Annotated in this window: 18 protein-coding genes and 3 pseudogenes; 9 read left to right on the top strand and 12 right to left on the bottom strand. The window is 71.4% G+C overall.

Features of this window, described 5'->3' with window-relative positions; translation table 11 throughout:
- Positions 1–175: 175 nt before the first annotated feature.
- Positions 176–457: pseudogene (locus ABZY33_RS12570) on the top strand (dihydrofolate reductase); the annotation flags it as partial.
- A 172-nt stretch (positions 458–629) separates the two neighbouring features.
- Positions 630–1,709 (top strand): polyprenyl synthetase family protein, encoded by a 1,080-nt coding sequence (locus ABZY33_RS12565; RefSeq protein WP_356491508.1) that lies wholly within the window; start codon positions 630–632, stop codon positions 1,707–1,709.
- Positions 1,710–1,760: 51 nt separating this feature from the next.
- On the opposite strand, the gene ABZY33_RS12560 is transcribed toward ABZY33_RS12565, so the two are convergent.
- The 5 genes and pseudogenes from ABZY33_RS12560 to ABZY33_RS12540 form a co-directional block, all read right to left on the bottom strand.
- Positions 1,761–1,982: a hypothetical protein gene (locus ABZY33_RS12560; protein WP_356491507.1), complete on the bottom strand. Its 222-nt coding sequence runs from the start codon at positions 1,980–1,982 to the stop codon at positions 1,761–1,763.
- Between the two features lie 92 nt (positions 1,983–2,074).
- Complete coding sequence (locus tag ABZY33_RS12555; protein ID WP_356491506.1) at positions 2,075–2,815, bottom strand: hypothetical protein; 741 nt, start codon at positions 2,813–2,815, stop codon at positions 2,075–2,077.
- An 87-nt stretch (positions 2,816–2,902) separates the two neighbouring features.
- Complete coding sequence (locus ABZY33_RS12550; RefSeq protein ID WP_356491505.1) at positions 2,903–3,316, bottom strand: FKBP-type peptidyl-prolyl cis-trans isomerase; 414 nt, start codon at positions 3,314–3,316, stop codon at positions 2,903–2,905.
- A gap of 106 nt (positions 3,317–3,422) precedes the next feature.
- Positions 3,423–3,674, bottom strand: a pseudogene (locus ABZY33_RS12545) (enolase C-terminal domain-like protein); the annotation flags it as partial.
- Positions 3,675–3,947: 273 nt separating this feature from the next.
- Positions 3,948–4,493 (bottom strand): hypothetical protein, encoded by a 546-nt coding sequence (locus ABZY33_RS12540; RefSeq protein WP_356491504.1) that lies wholly within the window; start codon positions 4,491–4,493, stop codon positions 3,948–3,950.
- A gap of 158 nt (positions 4,494–4,651) precedes the next feature.
- On the opposite strand from ABZY33_RS12540, the gene ABZY33_RS12535 reads away from it, so the two are divergent.
- Entirely contained in the window at positions 4,652–4,972 is a 321-nt protein-coding gene (locus tag ABZY33_RS12535; protein ID WP_356491503.1) for a hypothetical protein, read from the top strand.
- Positions 4,973–5,086: 114 nt separating this feature from the next.
- The gene (locus tag ABZY33_RS12530) at positions 5,087–6,406 is read left to right on the top strand and encodes a hypothetical protein (protein WP_356491502.1); all 1,320 of its coding nucleotides are present in this window, start codon (positions 5,087–5,089) and stop codon (positions 6,404–6,406) included.
- On the opposite strand, the gene ABZY33_RS12525 is transcribed toward ABZY33_RS12530, so the two are convergent.
- The gene (locus tag ABZY33_RS12525; RefSeq protein ID WP_356491501.1) at positions 6,324–6,611 is read right to left on the bottom strand and encodes a hypothetical protein; all 288 of its coding nucleotides are present in this window, start codon (positions 6,609–6,611) and stop codon (positions 6,324–6,326) included. The genes ABZY33_RS12530 and ABZY33_RS12525 overlap by 83 nt on opposite strands.
- A gap of 135 nt (positions 6,612–6,746) precedes the next feature.
- Between ABZY33_RS12525 and ABZY33_RS12520 the strand changes: the two genes are divergently transcribed.
- Complete coding sequence (locus ABZY33_RS12520) at positions 6,747–7,061, top strand: VOC family protein (RefSeq protein WP_356491500.1); 315 nt, start codon at positions 6,747–6,749, stop codon at positions 7,059–7,061.
- A gap of 96 nt (positions 7,062–7,157) precedes the next feature.
- Here ABZY33_RS12520 and ABZY33_RS12515 read toward each other — a convergent pair whose 3' ends face one another.
- Positions 7,158–7,469: a hypothetical protein gene (locus ABZY33_RS12515; protein ID WP_356491499.1), complete on the bottom strand. Its 312-nt coding sequence runs from the start codon at positions 7,467–7,469 to the stop codon at positions 7,158–7,160.
- A gap of 147 nt (positions 7,470–7,616) precedes the next feature.
- Between ABZY33_RS12515 and ABZY33_RS12510 the strand changes: the two are divergent.
- The 3 genes and pseudogenes from ABZY33_RS12510 to ABZY33_RS12500 form a co-directional block, all read left to right on the top strand.
- Positions 7,617–8,051: pseudogene (locus tag ABZY33_RS12510) on the top strand (DUF6584 family protein); the annotation flags it as partial.
- A 330-nt stretch (positions 8,052–8,381) separates the two neighbouring features.
- A complete protein-coding gene (locus ABZY33_RS12505; RefSeq protein ID WP_356491601.1) occupies positions 8,382–11,156 on the top strand; it encodes a PQQ-dependent sugar dehydrogenase in 2,775 nt (924 codons plus the stop codon).
- Between the two features lie 43 nt (positions 11,157–11,199).
- Positions 11,200–12,960, top strand: coding sequence for a ThuA domain-containing protein (locus tag ABZY33_RS12500; protein ID WP_356491600.1), 1,761 nt, complete (start codon positions 11,200–11,202; stop codon positions 12,958–12,960).
- A gap of 99 nt (positions 12,961–13,059) precedes the next feature.
- Here ABZY33_RS12500 and ABZY33_RS12495 read toward each other — a convergent pair whose 3' ends face one another.
- Both ABZY33_RS12495 and ABZY33_RS12490 read right to left on the bottom strand, forming a co-directional pair.
- A complete protein-coding gene (locus ABZY33_RS12495; protein WP_356491498.1) occupies positions 13,060–13,971 on the bottom strand; it encodes a pirin family protein in 912 nt (303 codons plus the stop codon).
- Between the two features lie 96 nt (positions 13,972–14,067).
- On the bottom strand, positions 14,068–15,543 hold the full coding sequence (locus ABZY33_RS12490; RefSeq protein WP_356491497.1) for a hypothetical protein: 1,476 nt from the start codon (positions 15,541–15,543) through the stop codon (positions 14,068–14,070).
- Between the two features lie 301 nt (positions 15,544–15,844).
- Between ABZY33_RS12490 and ABZY33_RS12485 the strand changes: the two genes are divergently transcribed.
- Complete coding sequence (locus ABZY33_RS12485; protein ID WP_356491496.1) at positions 15,845–16,456, top strand: hypothetical protein; 612 nt, start codon at positions 15,845–15,847, stop codon at positions 16,454–16,456.
- A gap of 55 nt (positions 16,457–16,511) precedes the next feature.
- On the opposite strand, the gene glgB is transcribed toward ABZY33_RS12485, so the two are convergent.
- From glgB to ABZY33_RS12470, 3 genes are all read right to left on the bottom strand, one after another.
- Complete coding sequence (glgB, locus tag ABZY33_RS12480) at positions 16,512–18,758, bottom strand: 1,4-alpha-glucan branching enzyme (RefSeq protein ID WP_356491495.1); 2,247 nt, start codon at positions 18,756–18,758, stop codon at positions 16,512–16,514.
- Position 18,759: 1 nt separating this feature from the next.
- The gene (locus tag ABZY33_RS12475) at positions 18,760–20,184 is read right to left on the bottom strand and encodes a maltokinase (protein ID WP_356491494.1); all 1,425 of its coding nucleotides are present in this window, start codon (positions 20,182–20,184) and stop codon (positions 18,760–18,762) included.
- A 3-nt stretch (positions 20,185–20,187) separates the two neighbouring features.
- Positions 20,188–20,739: alpha-glucosidase C-terminal domain-containing protein (locus tag ABZY33_RS12470; RefSeq protein WP_356491493.1), on the bottom strand; the 552-nt coding region annotated here is incomplete at its 5' end.

Genomic DNA, 20,739 nt, shown 5'->3' with positions numbered 1-20,739 from the left:
GGGGCATACCCGCACCCTGTCCATGAAACGGCCCGTTCTGGAGAAGAGGGGGCGAATGGGGTCGGTGGGGTGAGGCGGTCGGGTGCCCGCAGTCATCCCTGCGTGAGCCCGGTGCCCCGGTGCCGCGTCGCGATGACGCCGGATCCGATCCCGGCACGAGGATGGAGAGGTGGGCGGCCAGGTCTACCGCGAGGCGTCGGCCACCGGCGCGGTGAGCGCCGGCCACCGCACGTTCGAACTCGCCGGGCGCCGGCACGGCAGCCACCACGACGGGGTGCCGATCTTCGCCCTCACCCACCAGGTGGACGACGGGGACGTACCACCGGGCCACGCGCGCTTCGTCACCGATGTCGAGGAGTGCGCCCGCCAGGCACGCGCGGCCGCGGGAGAGAGGCCGGTCATGGTGCACGGGGCAGGCGCGACCCAAGCCCTGCTGCGGGCGGGGCAGTCGGACGAGACGGGTCCGCGCACCCCGCGGGCATGACCGCGGCGGACTTCGCCTGAAGCGGTCCACACGGCGGCGCATGGTGCGGGCAGTGGGGCGCGTAGCAGCGGGCGGACCGCCTCCTGGCAGGCTGTTCCCCGACATGCACCGTTGGCAACCATGAGTAAGGCCGGTCCGAACACAGATGAACAGCAGTGCCCTGACCGCCTTGCAGCGTGCCGCGCAGCACCAGCAGCGTTTCGACGCGGCGTTCGAGAAGTACTTCGCGGAACTCGCCGGGAACCTCGACGGGGCGCGCCTGGGTCGTTTCACACCCCGGTGTCTGGAGCTCCTGGCGGACTTGTCGCTGCGCGGCGGGAAACGTATCCGGGTCGCCTTGCTCTATGAGGCGGCCCGCCTCGTCACGGATGAGGACGTGCCCGGGTTGCTGGAGGCCGCGCTCAGTCTTGAGCTGCTCCACAGCCACGCGCTCGTCCTTGACGACATCATCGACGACTCGCCCGTGCGCCGCGGCGGGCCCTCGGCGTACTACGCGTGCCGCGAGGACCTGCCCGGACATCCGCAGACGGCGCTGGGCCTGGCCATGATGGTGGGTGATCTCGCCGGTTTCCTGGCGCTGCGCGTGCTGTTCGAGGCGGATCTCCCCGCCGCGCGCAAGCAGGCCCTGCTCGACGTCCAGCTCGCCGTGACGACCGATACCGTCGTCGGCCAGATCCTCGACCTCGAACGGGACGTGGTCTCCCCGGCGGACGATGGCCTGCTGGAGACCGTGTGCGAGTACAAGACGACCCGGTACTCCCTGCTCGCCCCGCTGCGCCTGGGGCTGCTGGCCGCGGGTGAGGAGCTGGCCGGGCACGAGCGGAGCCTGCACCGCTATGCCACGCTGGCCGGACTCAGCGGCCAGATGCGTGACGACTACCTGGACCTGTTCGGCGACCCGGACGTCACCGGCAAGCCGCTCGGCGGCGACCTGCGGGCCGGGCGCCTCACCTACCCGGTGCGCGACCTGCTCGCCGCCACGGACGGGGACGAGCACGACACGGTCAAGGCCGCTCTGGGGAACCCCGCCTGCACACCGCGGACCATCGAACGCGTTCGCTCCATCGCCTACCGCCACGACGTGCACAGCCGGTTGCAGTCGGCCATCGACCGGTACGCGGAAGAAGCCTCCGCCGAAGCGGCGTCCTGGCGCCGGCACTGGCGCGGGGACGCCGTCGCCGTCTTCGAGCACCTGCCCGTGTGGAACACCACGAGGGTCAAGTAACCGCCGACCGACGACTCCGCTACGCCGACGGCCCGCCGCGCGGCGTGGGAGTCATCCCTTCACCGGATCGCTGCCCGCCTCCTTGATCAGGCGGTCGCCGACAGCGACCGACTTCCAGAGCCGGCGGTCGACACGGATTCTCATGGACTCGCCGTCGGTCCGGCGGAGTTCGACGAAGTGATACATGTTCGCCCCGTCGAGCATGCCGCGCGACTTGTCCTCGACGACGCCGGTCCAGACGTCGTCCCGTCCTGGTTTGTGTGAGGTGACCATGCGACGAGTCTAGGAAGAGCAGTGGCAGCCGGGGCAGAGCGATGCGTCCTTCCTTCCGCAGGACAGGTGTCGCGCGCCGGGCCGGACAAATGTCACGGTGTGCCCGCACGCCCGCGCCGCGCCACCATGGGCATCCTGGCCGTCAGCGAGCCCACCGTGCGCGACGGCGCCCGCTCCAGGTCGCGGTCCGGCCGGATCACCCGGCGTCCGAGCGCCCATACCAGGGCTCCCAGCGCGAACCCGTAGACGACGACCAGGCCGTGCCCGTTCTCCTGCGCGATCCACATCGCGAGGCCGAGGACGGGGGCCGCGACGGCAAGCAGCCGCTCCTTGCCGGCCGTGGTGCGCAGCAGCAGGGCGGCGGTGAGGGTCGCGGCGAGGAAGTAGGTGGCGCCCGAACTGCCCACGAAATTACGGGGGTCGGTGCTGCGGCTCGTGTCCAGGAAGAGCGAGTCGATGTGCTGCGGAAGGAGGATCCCGGCCGCGAAGAGGACGAGCATCAGCGGCCCGCCCCAGAACCACTCCGCCAGCGCCGCGATGACGGCGAGAGTGGCCATGTTCCAAGTCCCGCCCAGGAAACCGCCGTTCTGCAGAAACACGGAGGTCACCACGCGCCACCACCCGGATCTGCCCGGGTCGGCGTCGAACGCGTTCATCGCCCCGGACCAGCAGAACTGGGTGAGGACTCCGGCCAGGGCCACGGCGAGCACGCCCGCGGCCGCCCACGGGACGCGCCGTCCCGGGATCGTGTCCGGGCCGAGCGCCGCGAGACCCGCCTTGAACATCAGCACCATGAGTGCCGCGGTGGATATGTTGAACAGCAGATTCCCCATGACCAGTTCCCCCGTCGTGCGTGTGGTCGACGCTGGGTGACCCTACCGGCCAAGATCCACCGGCCGGAGCCGGAATCCGCCGCTGACCTACTTCTTTGCGAAATCCGGGGACTGGGGCGGCCCCCCGACGACCGTGAGCAGGTCCACGACGAAGATCAGGGTCGAACCCGCCGGGATCGACGGTGAGGGCGACTGCTTGCCGTAACCGAGCCGCGGCGGGACGATGATCTCGCGCCGGCCGCCGGCCTTCATTCCCCTGACTCCGCGGTCCCAGCCCTTGATCGCCTTGCCGCCGCCGACGGCGAACTTGAACGGCCGGTCCCGCTCCCAGGAGGAGTCGAACTCCTTGCCCGACGCGAACGTGACCCCCACGTAGTGGACCTGGACGACCCGGCCCGGCCGCGCTTCGGGCCCGTCACCGACCACGAGATCCCTGATCGTCAGCTCGGCGGGCGCCTCCCCCGCCGGAACCTCGACCTCGGGCTTCGTCCGTTCGCTCATCACGGCCCCATCATCGCGCAGCCAGGTGGGGAGCGCGCGGCCCACCCCGGCGAACGGACGGGTTGGCGCCGCCTCGCCCCCAGTGCGCCGCCCGCGACCGGCGGGCTCAGACCCGGTAGCGGGCGGCGGCCTCGTCGCGGAAGGCGAGGCCGAGGCCCGGCGCGCCCCCGGCGCCGGGGCTGATCGTGCCGCCTGCCGGGGCCAGGACGCCGTCGAACAGGAGCCGCTCGACGCGTACGTGGTCGTGGAACCACTCCAGATGCCGGAGGTTGGGCACGGCGGCGGCCGCGTGCGCGTGGACGTGCGGGGCGCAGTGACCGGAGACCTCCAGGCCCGCCGCCTCGGCGAGCGCGGCAGCACAGGACCGGCCACCGCCACGCTTCCGCGGCACCCCGGCACCGTCCGTGCCTCTGGCTCGCTTCACCCGGGGAAGGTAGCCGCGCGACCGAACGGCGGAACGCCGCCCTCCGCCCTCCGCCGCTCGTCGGGCCCCCGGCACCCGGCGAACGCCCCAGCGAGCGGAGGGCGGGGCCTGGGCACGACTGCTCCGCGTCGCGGTGCCCGGCCCCGCACCCCCTCACAGGCCTTACCTATCCGCGAGCCGACGGCTCTCCGGACACCCCATGCGCGCTCATCGGGAGAGCTCGGCGCGCCACTGCCGCGGCCACTGCCCCGAGGGCGGGGGCGCACCCCCGATGCCCAGATCCCCTCGCGCGCTCGCGTAGAAGGCATCGCGCGCCGCGCTCGCCAACCGGTGGGCGGTGGTCCACTCCTCCAGGTCGGCCGATCCGTCCCGCACCAGGAGTTCTATCGTCCAGACCGTTTCGTGCCAGCGCCGCGCCGCAGCGATGGTCGCCGCGTCTCCGACCAGCAGGACCGCCTCCCACTCGGTCGCACGGTGTGACTCCGCCTCGGCGAGCAGCGGCAGGCCGTCGTCCGGCTGGAGCGGATCGGCCACATCCGTGAATCCGCGGGCGGCACCGATCCGCTGAGCGATCCGCAGTTGTGCCTTCAGTGCGTTCGCGTAACGGCTGTACGTATCGAAACGCTTCTCGTCCCAGCGTTCCTCGCGCTGCCGTTTCCAGCGCCGGTGCTCGGTCCGGCTCTGTGCGGCATATGAACCGAGGGAGCCGACCACGACTCCTATGAGAGCGGGCAGTTGGTCGAGCAGCTCCATAAGTCCCCCCCCCAGGGACGTCACCGCCGTCCCAAGCCTCCACAGAGGATCACACGCTGCTTGTTCGCATCCAAGACCGCGCTGCCCGGAAGGGGTGGGCCGGACGGTGCGGTTGGGGTGATCGTTCCATGGTGGAACCGGGGTGAGGATAGCCAGGCGTGAGGACGGTCGCGTCGTCGCCCCTCCGGGTGCCGGTCGGGCCCGGTGCCGGACGATGGACCAGCCGGACACCCCGGCGCCGCGTCCTGCTCGTCGTGCACAACGTCACCTCCGCCGGGCGCCTGCTCGACATCCTGCCGCTGTTCCATGACGACTTCCGCATCCAACTGCTCGTCACGTCGACCGACTCCTCCGCCTTCCAGGCGGCATCGGCGAACTCTTCACGGAGCTGGGACTCCCTGTACTGCCCTGGGAGCAAGCTCTCGCCACCCCGGTGGATCTTGCGGTCTCCGCCAGCTTCGGCGGTCAACTCCCCTTGATTCAAGGGAGGTTGAGCGTGCTCTCGCACGGAGTCGGCTACACTAAGAAGCTCCGCCGGGAGCCGGCCTTTCGGGTTGTCCGCGGAGTGGCTTCTGACCGATGGGAAGCCGTTCGTGGACGGGCTCGTGCTGTCCCATCCCGAGCAGGTGGACCGGCTGCGCAGCGTGTGCCCCGAGATGGTCGACGCCGCTGTCCTCGCCGGAGACCCCTGCTTCGACCGCATGCTCGCCGCCCGCAAGTACCGGGCCCGCTACCGGCGCGCCCTGGGCGTACGAAGTGGCCAACGGCTCGTGGTCATCAACTCCACGTGGAATCCGGAGGGTCTCTTCGGTGACGGGCAAGGCGATGTGCTGCCGAGCCTGCTTCCCCGGCTCCCCGCCGAGCTGCCCGCCGACGCGTACCGCCTGGCCGCCGTGCTGCACCCGAACATCTGGTTCGGCCACGGCCCGGGGCAGATACAGGCCTGGCTCGACCGGGCCGTACGCGGCGGGCTGACCCTGATCGATCCCGTGCACCACTGGCGCCAGGCCCTCCTCGCCGCCGATGCCGTCATCGGCGACTTCGGCGCCGTGTCCTATTACGCCTCCGCCCCGGGCATCCCCGTCCTGATAGCGGCGCCCGGCAGCGGAAAGCTGGACCCCCGGGCGCCGCTCGCCGCATTCGTCGAGCAGACGCCCCGCCTCGACCCGTACGGACCACTGGAAGCACAACTCACCCGGCTCATCGCAGGACATCGGCCGCGGTCCGGCAGCGCCGAGTTCATCACGTCGGCTCCCGGCCGGTCGGCGGCGCTGCTCAGACGCCACTTCTACGCGCTGCTCGCACTGCCCGAACCGTCCCCGCCGGCGCTTCTGGAACCCTTGCCGCTGCCCCCGCACGAACCGCCCGCCCGCACGGCACCCCTACAGGTACGTACGCGGATCAGCGGCACCGACATCGTCCTCACCCGGTCGACCGCGCCGCCCTGCGACTCCTATGACGCCGCCGGCGAGACCCACCTCGCCGTGCACGAGGACACCCGCGACCCGACCGTCCTGGAACTGGCCGATGTGGTGACCCAGTACGGCCCCGCGGACGATGTGCGCCTGGGCGGCGCGGCCTCCTGGACCGAGGAAGCGCTGCGTCTCTATCCCTCCTGCTCGGCCGCCGCCCATGTGAGCGAGCCGGACAGGTGTCTCGTACGCACACGGGAGCACGGCCTGTTCCGACTGGCCCCGCAGCCCGGCGCCGACGTGGACCCGGCCGCGTCCGCCTCGGCGCTGCACGCATGGCTGGCGGCGGGCCGTTCCGTCCCCGCGAGTGGCATCGTCCTTCGTGTCCACGCCGGCGGCGCTGTGCATCCCGTGGCCGTCACCGCCGACCCTGGCCGCCATCCGTACAGCGCTGGCGCAGGCCCGCGAGATAGCGCAGATGCGGTCCCGCGGTGGGACTGAGCAGCCGCTCGGCCTCGGAGATCCGGCGCAGGGCCGCGCCGTCGTCGCCTGCGTAGTGCAGCGTCTCGGCGAGATCCGTGAGAGCGCGGGACAGGGCCAGCTGCTTGCCCATTTCACCGGCGGCGCCATTCCCCACCGCGGTCCAGAACGCGGTCAGCGCACTCAGCGCCACGACCTCCAGCACGTCGCCCCCTCCACTGATCACCGGTCCGGACGTGCCGGACTGTACCCATAGGAAGACGGGCCAAGAGCTGTTTCAGGACCGCGGACAGGATCCGACCTACTTCCCGCCTGCCGTCGCCGTCAGCACCCAGCAGCCGCAGCGAAAGGGAACGCGATGATGCCGGAGCAGACCAGCACCACGCCGGAGGGCTGCACCACCGTCGCACCCTGGGTCGTCACCGACGACACAGGAGCCTTCCTCGACTTCGTCACCCGGGCGTTCGGAGGCGAGGAGACGGGTCGGGTGCTGACCGAGGACGGTTCGCTCGGCCACGCCGAGATCCGCGTCGGCGACACCGTCGTGCTGGCCTTCGACCGCCGCGCGGAGTGGCCCGCCATGCCGAGTCTGCTGCGCGTGTTCGTCGCCGACGCGGACGAGGTGTTCGCACGCACTCGACGCCGAGCTCAGCGGCCGCGAGCACGCGCGCAGTAGCGCACCGGTCAGGAAGACCGGCTGATCCATGCTGAGCGGCTCCCGAACCTGCGCGTCGACCGGTACGGGCCGCCACCCACGACCTACCCACTGAAGCTACTTCCTGCGCGCAGCCTCCGCCACGAGCGCGGTTCCCAGGCATAGCCCCGCCGCCACCAGCGAACCGTAGAAAGCCCCTTCGAAGAGCACACCGTTCGCGCCCTCGACCGTGCCGTCCTCGGACACGCATGACTTCTCGAAGGGGAAGCGCGCGGTGCGGAGGTCCGCGCAGCGATTCTGCAGGTCTTCGTCGAGGATCTCTGCGTTGACCCAGGAGAGCCCCCACAGAAGAAGGAAGATGCCGGCGAAGGCGCACAAGGCCCCCCACAGGCGGTTCAGTTGAGCGTCATGGGCGTCGGTGCTGGTCACCCGGCGGAGCGTACCGCCGGCGCCGCGGGCATCCAGGATCGGCCCGGCACGCCGCCGGAGCCGCGGGCCCCTCCCTCACCGGAGCGCTCCCCTGGAACCCTCATGGCGGACCAGCTTTCTGTCAGCGTGGGCACATCTCGGTAGCGCACCTTCCCGCACGACCTGGCGCTCCGCCGTCGCCTGGCCGAGGTGTACCGGCTCTACGGCGACGCCGCCGAGGCCGGTCGCTGGATGTACCTCGAAGAGGACCGGAACGCCGACGAGACCGCCGCCTTCGAGGCGCGGTACCGGTCGCCCGGGCGGCAGATGAGAGCCCTCGCCTGGCGGGGCCCCGAGACGAAGGCCGCCACCGCCTTCGCGGAGGAACAGCTGGTCGCGGTGCGGGCCGCCTGCGCCCAGGAACGGGGACACCACGTCGACCGGGACGTCCCCGCCTCCTACCAGGGCGGCCTGGAAAGGGAGCACGAGGCACCCTTGGAGCCGTGGACGGTCGGCGGGGCGCTGGCGGGCGCCGGCTGTCTGGTGGCGGGGCTCGGGTCCCTCGCGATCTGGGTGAACGGACTCGTCGCCCTCTTCGACTGAGCCGACGGCGCAGGCCCTGCGACCCGGGCGCGCCCGGCCGCCCACCCCACTTTGTCCCTGGCAAGGAAAAAGATGAGGGTTCGTTGCGCGGAAGGGGTTACGCCCTTCGACGAAGGCCGCTAACTTCCGTGAGGCGCGGTCACCTCCGCGGTGACCGGCGGCTTCATGGCGCGACGGCGCGCGCCCGCACTTCCCAGAGGACCACTCGGCACTCCACCACCTCACTCCTGGGAGAGATTTGTGCGCAAAAGACCGTTAAGACCATGCTCGTCGAGACCCGGGCGGATCCGTTTCCTGGCCCTGGCCGCGGTGTGCGCCGTCGGCTGCCTCCTGCCGGGGGCACCGGCAGGCGCCGCTGAGCCCCGCGCCGCCGGGGCCCCCGCGGCCGCGGCACCCGAGGACTTCCAGCAGGTCACCCTCGCCAAGGGGGTGGCCGAGACCGGCGAGCCGATGACGCTCGCGGTGCTGCCGGACCGTTCCGTCCTGCACACCTCGCGGGACGGCACCCTGCGGGTCACCGACGCGGCCGGCACCACCAAGGTCGCCGCGAAACTGAACGTCTACAGCCACGACGAGGAGGGCCTTCAGGGCGTCGCGGCGGACCCCGGCTTCTCGTCCAACCGGTTCGTCTACCTCTACTACGCGCCCACGCTCAGCACCCCTTCCGGGGACGCGCCCTCCGACGGGGCGGCCGCGGACTTCACCCCGTTCGACGGCGTCAACCGCCTCTCCCGGTTCGTGCTGAAGGCCGACAACACCCTGGACCTCGGCAGCGAGAAGAAGATCCTCGATGTGCCCGCCTCGCGCGGCATCTGCTGCCACGTCGGCGGCGACATCGACTTCGACGCGGCCGGCAATCTGTACCTGTCGACCGGTGACGACTCCAACCCGTTCGCCTCGGACGGCTACACGCCGATCGACGAGCGCGCCTCCCGCAACCCCGCCTACGACGCCCAGCGTTCGGCGGGCAACACCAACGACCTGCGCGGCAAGGTACTGCGCATCAAGGTGAACGCGGACGGGTCGTACTCCGTCCCCGGCGGCAACCTCTTCGCGCCGGGCACGGCCAGGACCCGCCCCGAGATCTACGCGATGGGGTTCCGCAATCCGTTCCGGATGAGCGTCGACAAAGCCACCGGCACCGTCTACCTCGGTGACTACGGCCCGGACGCCGGCACCGCCGAAGCCTCGCGCGGGCCGGGCGGCCAGGTCGAGTTCAACCGCATCACCAAAGCGGGCAACTTCGGCTGGCCCTACTGCACCGGCAAGAACGACGCCTACACGGACTACGACTTCGCGACCGGCACCTCGGGCTCGAAGTTCAACTGCTCGGCGCCCAAGAACACTTCACCGCGCAACACCGGACTGACCGACCTGCCGCCCGTCCAGCCGGCCTGGATCCCCTACGACGGCGGATCGGTCCCGGAGTTCGGCAGCGGCTCGGAGTCCCCGATGGGCGGCCCGGTCTACCACTACGACGCCTCCTCCACCTCCGAGGTGAAGTTCCCGCAGGAATTCGACGGCGACTTCTTCGCCGGTGAGTTCGGGCGCCGCTGGATCAAGCGCATCAAGGCCGCCGGTGACGGCACCGTGCAGTCCATCAACGCCTTCCCCTGGAGCGGCACCCAGGTGATGGACATGGCCTTCGGCCCGGACGGCGCGCTGTACGTCCTCGACTACGGCACCGGTTACTTCAACGGCGACGCGAACTCCGCCCTGTACCGCATCGAGCACGTCACCGGTGGCCACGCCCCGGTCGCCCAGGCGGCGGCGAGCGTGACATCGGGCAAGGCGCCTCTCGCGGTGCCGTTCTCCTCCGCGGGCAGCTCGGACGCCGACGGCGACTCGCTCAGCTACGCGTGGAAGTTCGGTGACGGCGGCACCTCGACCCAGGCCGACCCGTCCCACACGTACACCGCCAACGGCCAGTACACGGCGACGCTCACGGTGACCGACTCCACCGGCAAGTCCGGCTCGGCCTCCGTACTCGTCACGGTCGGGAACACCGCGCCCAAGGTCACCCTGGACCTGCCGGTGAACGGCCGGATCCACGACTTCGGCGACGCCATTCCCTTCAAGGTGACGGCGACCGACGCCGAGGACACCTCGATCGACTGCACCAAGGTCAAGGTCACCTTCATCGTCGGCCACGACAGCCACGGCCACCCGCAGACCTCGGCCACCGGCTGCTCCGGAACCCTGCAGACCCTGGCCGACGGCGAGCACGACCCGAACGCCAACATCTTCGGTGTGCTCGACGCCGAGTACACCGACCGCGGCGCGAACGGCCAGCCGGCGCTCACCACCCACGACCAGCACATCGTCCAGCCCTCCCACCGGCAGGGCGAACACTACGGCGCCTCCTCCGGGGTCTCGGTCGTGAGCCACTCCCCCGCACACGGCGGCCAGACGGTCGGCAACATCGACAACGGCGACTGGATCTCCTTCCAGCCGTACGCGCTCGACAACGCGACCGACTTCACCGCCCGCGTCTCCTCCGCGGGCAGCGGCGGCACCATCGAGGTCCGGGCGGGCTCCGCGACGGGGACTCTGCTGGGCACCGCCACCGTCCCGGTGACCGGTGGCTGGGAGACGTTCCAGGACGTCACCACCGAGCTCGCCGGCCAACCGAGCGGCTCCACCACCCTGTACCTGGTCTTCAAGGGCGGCGCCGGTTCACTCTTCGACGTGGACGAGTTCTCCTTCACCACGCCCGACACCTCCCGTTCCGGTCCGGTGCGGGGCGTGAACGGCAAGTGTCTCGACGTCAACGGCGCAGGGACCGCGGACGGCACCCAGATCCAGCTGTGGACCTGCAACAACACCACCGCACAGACCTGGACCCTGCCCGGCGACGGCACCCTCAGAGCCCTGAACAAGTGCCTGGACATCTCCGGCGGCGCCACCGCCGACGGCACCAAGATCCAGCTCTGGACCTGCAACGGCACCGCCGCCCAGACCTGGACCCCCCAGACCGACACCACCCTGCGCAACCCCCAGTCCGGCAAATGCCTCGACGCATCCGGCGGCACCTGGAACGACGGCACCCCCGTCCACCTATGGACCTGCCACACCGGCCCCAACCAGAAATGGACCCTGCCGTAGCGAAAGGAGGCGACATCTCATGCGACACCTCATGCGACACGTCATGCGCAAGCAACTGAGCACCGTGACCGCCCTGTTCGTCAGTGCCCTGCTCTGCACGGCATCGCAGTCCTGGGCAGCGCCGGCGCCGTCCGCGCCACACGCCGGCGCAACACCCGCGTCCTCCACGGCCGTGGCCGACCCCGCCTACAAGGTTCTCGTCTTCTCCAAGACAGCGGGGTTCCGCCACTCCTCCATCGACGAGGGCATCGCGGCCCTGCGGGACCTCGGCTCGGCGAACAACTTCACCGTCGACGCGACGGAGGACGCCGCGGCGTTCACCACCGGCAACCTCGCCCAGTACAAGGCGCTCGTCTTCCTGTCGACCACGGGCGACGTGCTGAACGACGCCCAGCAGACCGCGATGGAGCAGTACATCAAGGCCGGCGGCGGGTACGTCGGCGTCCATGCCGCCGCCGACACCGAGTACGACTGGCCCTTCTACGCAGGGCTCGCCGGGGCGCTGTTCCAGTCCCACCCCGCTGTCCAGCAGGCCACGGTCAAGGTCGAGGACCGGGCGCACGACGCCACCGCACACCTCGCCGGCACCTGGCAGCGCACCGACGAGTGGTACAACTACCGCACCAACCCCCGCTCCACGGCGCACGTTCTGGCCTCGCTCGACGAGTCCAGCTACTCCGGCGGATCGATGTCCGGGGACCACCCCATCACCTGGTGCAAGGACTACCAGGGCGGCCGTGCCTTCTACACCGGGGTGGGCCACACCGACGAGTCCTACGCCGACCCCGCTGTGCGCCGGCACCTGCTCGGCGCCGTCCGCTGGGCGGCCGGCATGACCGAGGCCGACTGCCGCCCCGAGACGGGCTACCGTCCCCTCTTCGACGGCACCGGCACCAGCGGCTGGAAGCAGGCCGGCCCCGGCGGGTTCACCCTCGCCGACGGCACACTCGCCTCCCACGGCGGCCTCGGCCTGTACTGGTACCAGGCCAAGGAGTTCACCGGCGACTACTCGCTGAAGCTGGACTGGAAGGCGAGCGGCGACGACAACTCGGGCGTCTTCGTGGGCTTCCCCGCCTCCGACGACCCGTGGTCCGCGGTCGACAACGGCTACGAGATCCAGATCGACGCCACCGACACCCCCGACCGCACCACCGGTTCCGTCTACGGCTTCCAGTCGGCCGACCTCCCCGCGCGCGATGCCGCGCTCAACCCGCCGGGCGAGTGGAACACGTACGAGATCCGGGTCACCGGCGAACGTCTCGAACTGTTCCTCAACGGCCGCAAGATCAACGACTTCACCAACACCGACCCGGCGCGCAGCCTCGAGCAGGGCCACATCGGCATCCAGAACCACGGTGACGGCGACGACGTGGCGTTCCGCAACATCCGGGTCAAGGAGGCGGGGGGCACTACGCCGCCGCGTTCCGGTCCGGTGCGGGGCGTGAACGGCAAGTGTCTCGACGTCAACGGCGCAGGGACCGCGGACGGCACCCAGATCCAGCTCTGGACCTGCAACAACACCACCGCCCAGACCTGGACCCTGCCCGGCGACGGCACCCTCAGAGCCCTGAACAAGTGCCTGGACATCTCCGGCGGCGCCACCGCCGACGGCACCAAGATCCAGCTCTGGACCTGCAACGGCACCGCCGCCCAGACCTGGACCCCCCAGACCGACACCACCCTGCGCAACCCCCAGTCCGGCAAATGCCTCGACGCATCCGGCGGCACCTGGAACGACGGCACCCCCGTCCACCTATGGACCTGCCACACCGGCCCCAACCAGAAATGGACCCTGCCCGGCTAGGGCGAGTCGCGTCGGTGCTGGTCGCAGCCGCTCATTGCCGGTTGCGACCAGCACCGTCGCTTCATAAGGAGCCTGGCCCAGGTAGAGGAAGGCCGGCGTTCAGCGCCGGTTCCCCCGCGGCTTGAGCGGCACGTTCGGCAGCTCCGGAGCAGGCAGCGGATCCCCGTCGTACCCCTTGACTTCGCCGAACCTCCCCCCTTCCATCCAATCCCGACGCGCCCGTACGATCTCGTCCGCCGATCCCCCGATGAAGTTCCACCACATGACGATCTCCTCGTCGAAGGGCGGCCCGCCCAGCAGGATCGTGCGGGCGGCCGTGTCCGTGCGGTTGGTGAGCGTGAGGGTGGCGGCGCCCGGTGCCGCGTAGCCCAACTCCGCTTGCCGCAGCGGGGTTCCGGCGAGTGTGACCTCTCCCTGGTCGACCAGGAGGCCGTGTTCGAACGCGGTGTCCACGGTGAGCGTGACGCTCGCGCCCGGTGCGAGGAGGAGTTCGGCGCCCAGGAGCGGCGTGAAGGTGCGTACCGGGGAGACCTCGCCGGACAACGAGCCCAGGAAGACCCGGAGTTCGGCGCCGCCGTCGACCTGGACGGGTTGCGGCGCGTAGTGCTGGAAGTTCCGCTCGGTCAGCCGGTGCCGCTGCGGCAGGGCGACCCACAGCTGGACGCCGTGCAGCACGGTGGTGGCGGGGGTGGAGACCTCGGAGTGGCTGATGCCGAGGCCACCGGTCATGAGGTTCAGCTCGCCCGGCCTGACCATGGCGTGCGTGCCCAGGCTGTCCCGGTGTTCGATCTCCCCGCTGAACAGCCAGCTCACGGTCTGCAGGCCGGTGTGGGGGTGCGGGGCGACGTCCATGCCCCCGGTGTCCGCCACGTCGTCGGGGCCGTAGTGGTCGACGAAGCACCACGCGCCGATCAGCGTCCGGGCCCGCTGCGGCAGCGTGCGCCGCACCGTCATCGCGCGCGGGCCGCCCAGCGGCACGTCGCGGGCGGTGAGCACCTCTGCGTCGCCCATCCCTGACCCTCCCACCCAAAGTTATTTGACATTCAACAACTGTGGGTGAGCATAAGGCCCGGCGCATCGCGACGCGAACCCGGCCGGGAGCTGGACTCAGCGCTCCGCCGCCCGGCGCAGCAGGCGGCCGATGCCGGGGTGGAAGACGTGGTGGTGTCCGCCCATCGGGAGGTCGGCGGAGCGCACCACCTCGGAGACGTCCACGTTCACGTAGGGCTGCTCCCACGCGTCCTTCTCCGCCATGTCCTTCAGCTGGACCGGCGGTGGTCCCTCGACGCCCTGGACGCCGTCGTAGCCGAGCGCGCCCCATTTGCGGGCGCTCGTCGCCAGCTCGGCGGAGTCGCCGATCATCTGGGCGGACAGTGGGTACAGCACTCCGAGGTGGGAGTCGAGATGCGAGAACGTGCACAGCAGCGGCCCATGGACGAGCCGCTGCCGGTTCCACAGCGCTCCGTGCCCGGAGACCTGCTGCGGGAGGCTGTCGGCGAAGGCGAAGTGGGACAACTCGCCCTGCACCAGGGTGAGGGAGGAGAGCGTCACCGGTTCCGCCCCGCTCGACTCCAGGCCCCGTAGCGCGAACCCGGCCATCCGGGCCCCGAGGCCGTGGCCGACGAGGTGGAGGCGTACGTCACTGTCCTGCGCCAGCATCGGCAGACAGGGACCGAGGCCCACCTCACCGATCAGTCCGGCCCTGCGGCGCAGGACGTGCCGTACCACCTGGCGGAAGAGTTCCCTGGCCCCGGTCCACAGTTCGGCGTAGTCCGTCGCGTGCGCCGCCTCCCCGAGCGGACCGCCGGCGGAGACCGTGCCGGCCCGGTGGACCCGCTCGCTCAGGGGGCGCGCGGGGCGCGGTCCAGCCGTCCGGGACTCCTGGAGGGTCCCCTCGTCGGAGACGGCGGACCCGTCGGCGCCGTTCTCGTGCCGCGCGGGCTCGCCCTCCCCCGCCTCCAGCGCGCGCCGCACGTCCGCCAGCGCGCCCGCGAACCCGGCGCACATCGTCCTGGTGTCCTCGAACAGCATGAGGGGGTCGGCCTGCGGCAGCACCTCGCCCTCCGTGTCGGCGGTGAACTCCGCGGCCGGGTCCTGCAAGGGCAGCTCCGCGAGGCGGCGCAGGGCGGAGCCGAGGTCGTCGAAGGCGCGGGTGTGCTCCGGGCGTTCGTTCAGCAGATCGATGAGTTCGGTCAACGGCCCTTCGCTGTGCGGCAGTTGCCGCCGCAGGTCCTCGGCGGTCGCCGGGGTGATCCACGCTTTGTCCGCCTCCCCCTCGGCCGCCGGTTCCGCGAGGCCGGGGACGCCCTCGTCGCGGAAGCACAGCGACGGCCAGTCCACGCCGAGCATCCCCTTGTCCTGTGTGGCGCCGTCCCACGCCTCGGTGAGCAGGTCCCGGAACGCGCCGTCGACGCCGGCGGTGGTGGCCGCGTCGTTGTGGGCCCCGTGCACGACCACGTACAGGTCACGTACGCCGCCTGCGCGTACGGCCGCGCACACCTCTTGCACGTGCGCGGGCTCGAACTGCGCCCGGTCGCCGAAGCGCAGGGCTCCGAAGTCCTGGAACCCGGTCGACTGCGGCATGGCTCGCTCCCCTGGTACGGCCGCCACGGGCGGCTCTGCGGCGCCGGGCCGGCCGCCCGCCGCGCGGAGCCGTCCGCCTTCCCCACCATGCTCTCGCCCACGTGCCCCGCCCCGCGATGTACGGCGTTTCTACGCCACGGGGCCCCGCGGGGTGCAGACGGGCGGGGTGGATCCGTGCCGGTCCGCCCGCCGCTACCCGGGCACCGCCCGATACGCGGCCAGAAACTGTCGAGGGTTGACAAAAGCCCTGCACCGCTTGAGTGTTCCTACACCCTCCCGACCAGCGCACACAGGAGCTCTCATGACGGATTCCCAGCCAGGAAACTCGAGCGTCAAGGAGCAGTACGCGGCGCAGGTCGCGTCCGACCTCGACCGCAACGCCAAGGAACAGGAACAGCTCACCGCCGAACTCGAAGCCCTGCAGGCCAGGTTGCGGGCGCTCCAGGACGATCAGGCGATCCTCGTCGACATGCAGCAGGCCCTCGGCGCGAAGGCGGGCGCGAGCGCCCCGGTGAAGCCGCCGCGCACCCCCACCGCGGGGGCGGGCACGAAGCCGAAGACTCCCCCGGCGACCGGCGCGAAGGGCAGCGCGCCGAAGCGCAAGACGGCGCGCGGCGCCCGCTCCGTGCCCCCGCCGCGTCAGGCGGCGAAGGGCGACGCGGGTTCCCAGCCGACACTGGTCACCCTCGTGCAGGAACTCCTCAAGAAGCAGACGGAACCGCGGTCGGCGGCGGAGCTGACCGACGCGCTCGCCGCGGCCCACCCCGACCGGACCTTCAAGAAGCCGGTCGTGCGCACCACGGTCGAGGGCCAGGTCGCCAAGGGGCTCGCGCACCGCAGCAAGCAGGGCACGTCGGTCTTCTACAGCGCGCCGGACCAGGCGCGGTCCCCGGAGCCGGTGCCGGAGCGCTAGTCCTGGTTCCCGGGCCGGCGCGCGGCCCCGGTGGCACCGTTCACCGGGGCACGGGTCACGCGGGCACCGGCGTCAGCCAGACGGCCGCCAGCGGGGGCAGCCGCAGCGCCAGGGACGCCGGGTGGCCGTTGCGGGGCTCGGGCTCCGCCGGCAGCGCGCCGGTGTGGCGGACGTCGCTGCCGCCGTAGCGCGCCGCGTCGGTGTTGAGGACCTCCCGCCACTGCCCGGACGCGGTGAGCGGCACCCCGAGCCGGTAGTCCTCCCGCACCACCGGCGAGAGGTTCACCACCGCGAGCAGGGGGCTGCCGTCGGCGGCCCGGCGCACGAACGCGAAGACGTTGTCGTCCGCCGCGTCGGCGTCGCTCCACGCGAAGCCCTCGGGCCGCGTGTCCTGCTCCCACAGCGCGGGGTGGTCGCCGTAGAGGCGGTTGAGGTCGCCGACGAGCCGCTGGACCCCGCGGTGGTCGTCGTGGGCGGGGTGGTTCTCGTCGAGCACCCACCACTGCGGCCCTTCGTCCTCCACCCACTCGGCGCCCTGCGCGAACTCCTGCCCCATGAAGAGGAGTTTCTTGCCGGGGTGGGCCCACATGTATCCCAGGTAGGCGCGGTGGTTGGCGCGCTGCTGCCACCAGTCGCCCGGCATCTTCGACACGAGGGCCTGCTTGCCGTGGACGACCTCGTCGTGGGAGATGGGCAGGACGTAGTTCTCGCTGTAGGCGTACACCATCGAGAAGGTCATCTCGTTGTGGTGGTACTTCCGGTGGACGGGCTCGTGTGCCACGTAGTCCAGCGAGTCGTGCATCCAGCCCATGTTCCACTTCAGGCCGAAGCCGAGGCCGCCGAAGCCGTCGGGGCCGACCTCGTGGGTGGCTCGTGTGACCCCGTTCCAGGCGGTGGACTCCTCGGCGATCGTGACGACGCCGGGCACCCGCCGGTACAAGGTGGCGTTCATCTCCTGGAGGAAGGAGACGGCGTCCAGGTTCTCGCGGCCGCCGAACTCGTTCGGGGACCACTGTCCGTCCTCGCGCGAGTAGTCGAGGTAGAGCATGGAGGCCACCGCGTCGACCCGCAGGCCGTCGATGTGGAACTCCTCGCACCAGTACAGGGCGTTCGCCACCAGGAAGTTGCGGACCTCCCTGCGGCCGTAGTCGAAGACGAGCGTGCCCCAGTCCGGGTGCGCCGCCCGGCGCGGGTCCTGCGGTTCGTACAGCGGGCGCCCGTCGAACTGCGCCAGCGCCCATTCGTCGCGCGGGAAGTGGGCCGGGACCCAGTCGAGGATGACGCCGATGCCGGCCTGGTGCAGGGTGTCGACGAGGTACTTGAAGTCGTCCGGGGTGCCGAGCCGGGCCGTGGGTGCGTAGAAGCCGGTGACCTGGTAGCCCCAGGAGCCGCCGAAGGGGTGCTCGGCGACCGGCATCAGCTCGACGTGGGTGAAGCCCAGCTCGGACACGTATGCCGTCAGTTCGTGCGCGAGCGAGCGGTAGGTCGCCCCCGGCTTCCAGGAGGCGAGGTGTACCTCGTAGACGGACATGGCGGCGGAGTGGACGGGGCGGTCCGCGCGCCGGCGCAGCCACGCCTCGTCACCCCAGGTGTACTGGCTCTCCGCGACGATCGAGGCGGTCGCGGGCGGCGTCTCCGTGCGGCGGGCCATCGGGTCGGCCCGGTCGAACCGGGTCCCGTCGGGGCCGGTCACCTCGTACTTGTACTGGGCTCCCGCGCCCACGTCGGGGACGAACAGCTCCCAGACGCCGGAGGAGCCGAGGGAGCGCATCGGCAGCGACGTGCCGTCCCAGTGGTTGAAGTCGCCGCGGACCCGCACGCCGCGCGCGTTCGGCGCCCAGACCGTGAAGCGGGTTCCCGTCACCCCGCGGCACTCCAGCACGCGGGAGCCGAGGGCGGTCCACAGTTCCTCGTGCCGCCCCTCGGAGATGAGGTGCAGGTCGAGTTCGCCCAGGGTCGGCGGGAACGTGTACGGGTCCTCCGTCTCCGTGACCGCCTCGGGGTAGGTGACCCGCAGCCGGTAGGGCGCGAACCCCTGGCCCGGGATCCGGCCGGCGAACAGGCCGGAGCCCTCGTCGCGGAGCTCCCAGACGGCGGTGCCGATGACGACGCTCACCGCCAGCGCGTTCGGCCGCAGGCAGCGCACCGCGAGCCCGCCGCGTACCGGGTGGGCGCCGAGGAGGGAGTGCGGGTCGTGGTGGGCGCCGCCGAGGAGGCGGGCACGTTCGCCGTCGTCCAGCGCGGGCAGCGGTACGACGCGGGGGCCGCGGTCGGTGTGCAGGACGGGGTCGGCGACGGACATGTCAGCTCTCCTGGGCGAGACGGTCGGACGGACCGGACGGTTCGGACGCCTGCGACGGGCCGGCCGGGTCGGCGGGAGCGGTCGCGTGCGTGGCGCACAGGCGCGCCACCGCGTTCAGCGGGACCTGGATGCGGTCGGGGCGGTACACCGACTCGTAGACCACCTCGTAGACGGCGCGGTCGGCTTCGTGGGCGCTGAGCGCGGCGGGCACCGCGCGCGGATCGAAGCCGCCCGACTCGGCGTAGCCCGCGCAGAAGGCCTCCCGGCAGCGGTCGCCCCACCGCGGGTGGAACGCTCCGCCGGACTGCGCGGCGTAGTCGAAGGAGCGCAGCATGCCGGCGACGTCCGCGACGGGCGAGCGGTCGGCCCGGCGCTCCGGCACCGGTTTGGCCGGCTCGCCCTCGAAGTCGACGATGTGCCAGCGGCCGTGGGCGCGCAGCACCTGGCCGAGGTGCAGATCGCCGTGGGTGCGTTGCAGCGGGGGGTGGCCGCCCGCCGTGGCGGCGGCCGCGTAGATCTCCTGGAGCGCGGGCACGTACGGGCGCAGCTGCGGCACCCGGGCCGCCGCGCGCAGCAGTTTGTGGGTCATCACGTCGGCCAGCTGTGCCGGCTGGTCCGCGGGGCCGGGGTCGGTCGGGAACGCCTTGGCCAGCGCCACATGCAACTCGCCTGTGGTGCGGCCGAGTTCGCGTGCCTCGTCGGTGAAGCCGGTGTGGTGCCGGCTGGATTCCAGGGCGAGTTCCCAGCCGTCCGTGGAGTCGGTGAGGAAGGGCTGGACCATGCCCAGGGTGCTCCAGAACGGTGACTCGGTCTGGAACCAGCCGACGGGCGCGGGCACCTGGGTGAAGCCGTGCCGGGCGAGCGCGCCGGTGACCTCCAGGTCGGGGTTGATGCCGGGCTGGACGTGGCGGAAGAGCTTGAGGATCAGCTCGTCGCCGTAGACGATCGAGGTGTTCGACTGCTCCACGTCCAGGACGCGGGGGGTGAGACCGCACGGCACGGCGGTCCGCGGCAGCGACTCGAACCGCAGGTGCCCCGTGACGCCGCCCCTGCGCAGCCGTTCGAGCAGCACGATCGCCGCGCGGTGGTCGTGGACGGCGTCGTAGACCATGAGCCGCTCGCCGGGCCGCGCCTCCACCTCGCCGATCAGACTCGGCGACATCCGCGGCGGCACCTGCGCCGCGATGCCGAGGAGCACCTGGTAGTGGTCACCGTCCGCGGATCCCCGCTGGTCGACGCGGACCAGCAGGTGGTAGCAGTCGGCCGTCAGCGCCGTCGCCGCGGCCACCGAGACGCCGGTGATGTCGCGGCCTTGTCCGGTGAACCACCGCTGGCGCGGCAGCCAGCGCGCCAGGAGCGCCGCGAGGGAGGAGGCGGGTACCTGCGCGGGACCGACTCCTGTTTCGGACAGCAGAGGCGAAGTCATGCATCAGGTCCAATCGTGGTGTGCCATGCGCGGCGTCAGGCTCGTGCCACGCAGCCGGAACCAGTAGAAGCCGTGGCCCGCCAGGGTGAGGAGGTAGGGCAGTTCGCCGATCGCGGGGAAGCGGACGTTGCCGATCAGCTCCACCGGGTGGCGGCCGTCGTAGGCCTGGAGGTCCAGTTCGGTGGGCTGGGCGAAGCGGGAGAAGTTGTGCACGCACAGGACCAGGTCGTCCTTGTACTCGCGCAGGAACGCGAGCACGGCCGGGTTCGAGGACGGCAGTTCGGTGTACGAGCCGAGGCCGAACGCCGGGTTCTGCTTGCGGATCTCGATCATCCGCCGTGTCCAGTGCAGCAGGGAGGACGGTGAGGCCATCTGGGCTTCGACGTTGGTGACCTGGTAGCCGTAGACGGGGTCCATGATCGTGGGCAGGGAGAGGCGGCCCGGGTCGCAGGAGGAGAAGCCGGCGTTGCGGTCCGGGGTCCACTGCATCGGGGTGCGGACCGCGTCCCGGTCACCGAGCCAGATGTTGTCGCCCATGCCGATCTCGTCGCCGTA

This window comes from Streptomyces sp. NPDC006552, assembly GCF_040611655.1.
In the GTDB taxonomy this organism is placed as follows: domain Bacteria; phylum Actinomycetota; class Actinomycetes; order Streptomycetales; family Streptomycetaceae; genus Streptomyces.
The sequence above is the reverse complement of the archived record's forward strand: the minus strand, read 5'-3'. Positions and strand labels throughout refer to the sequence as shown.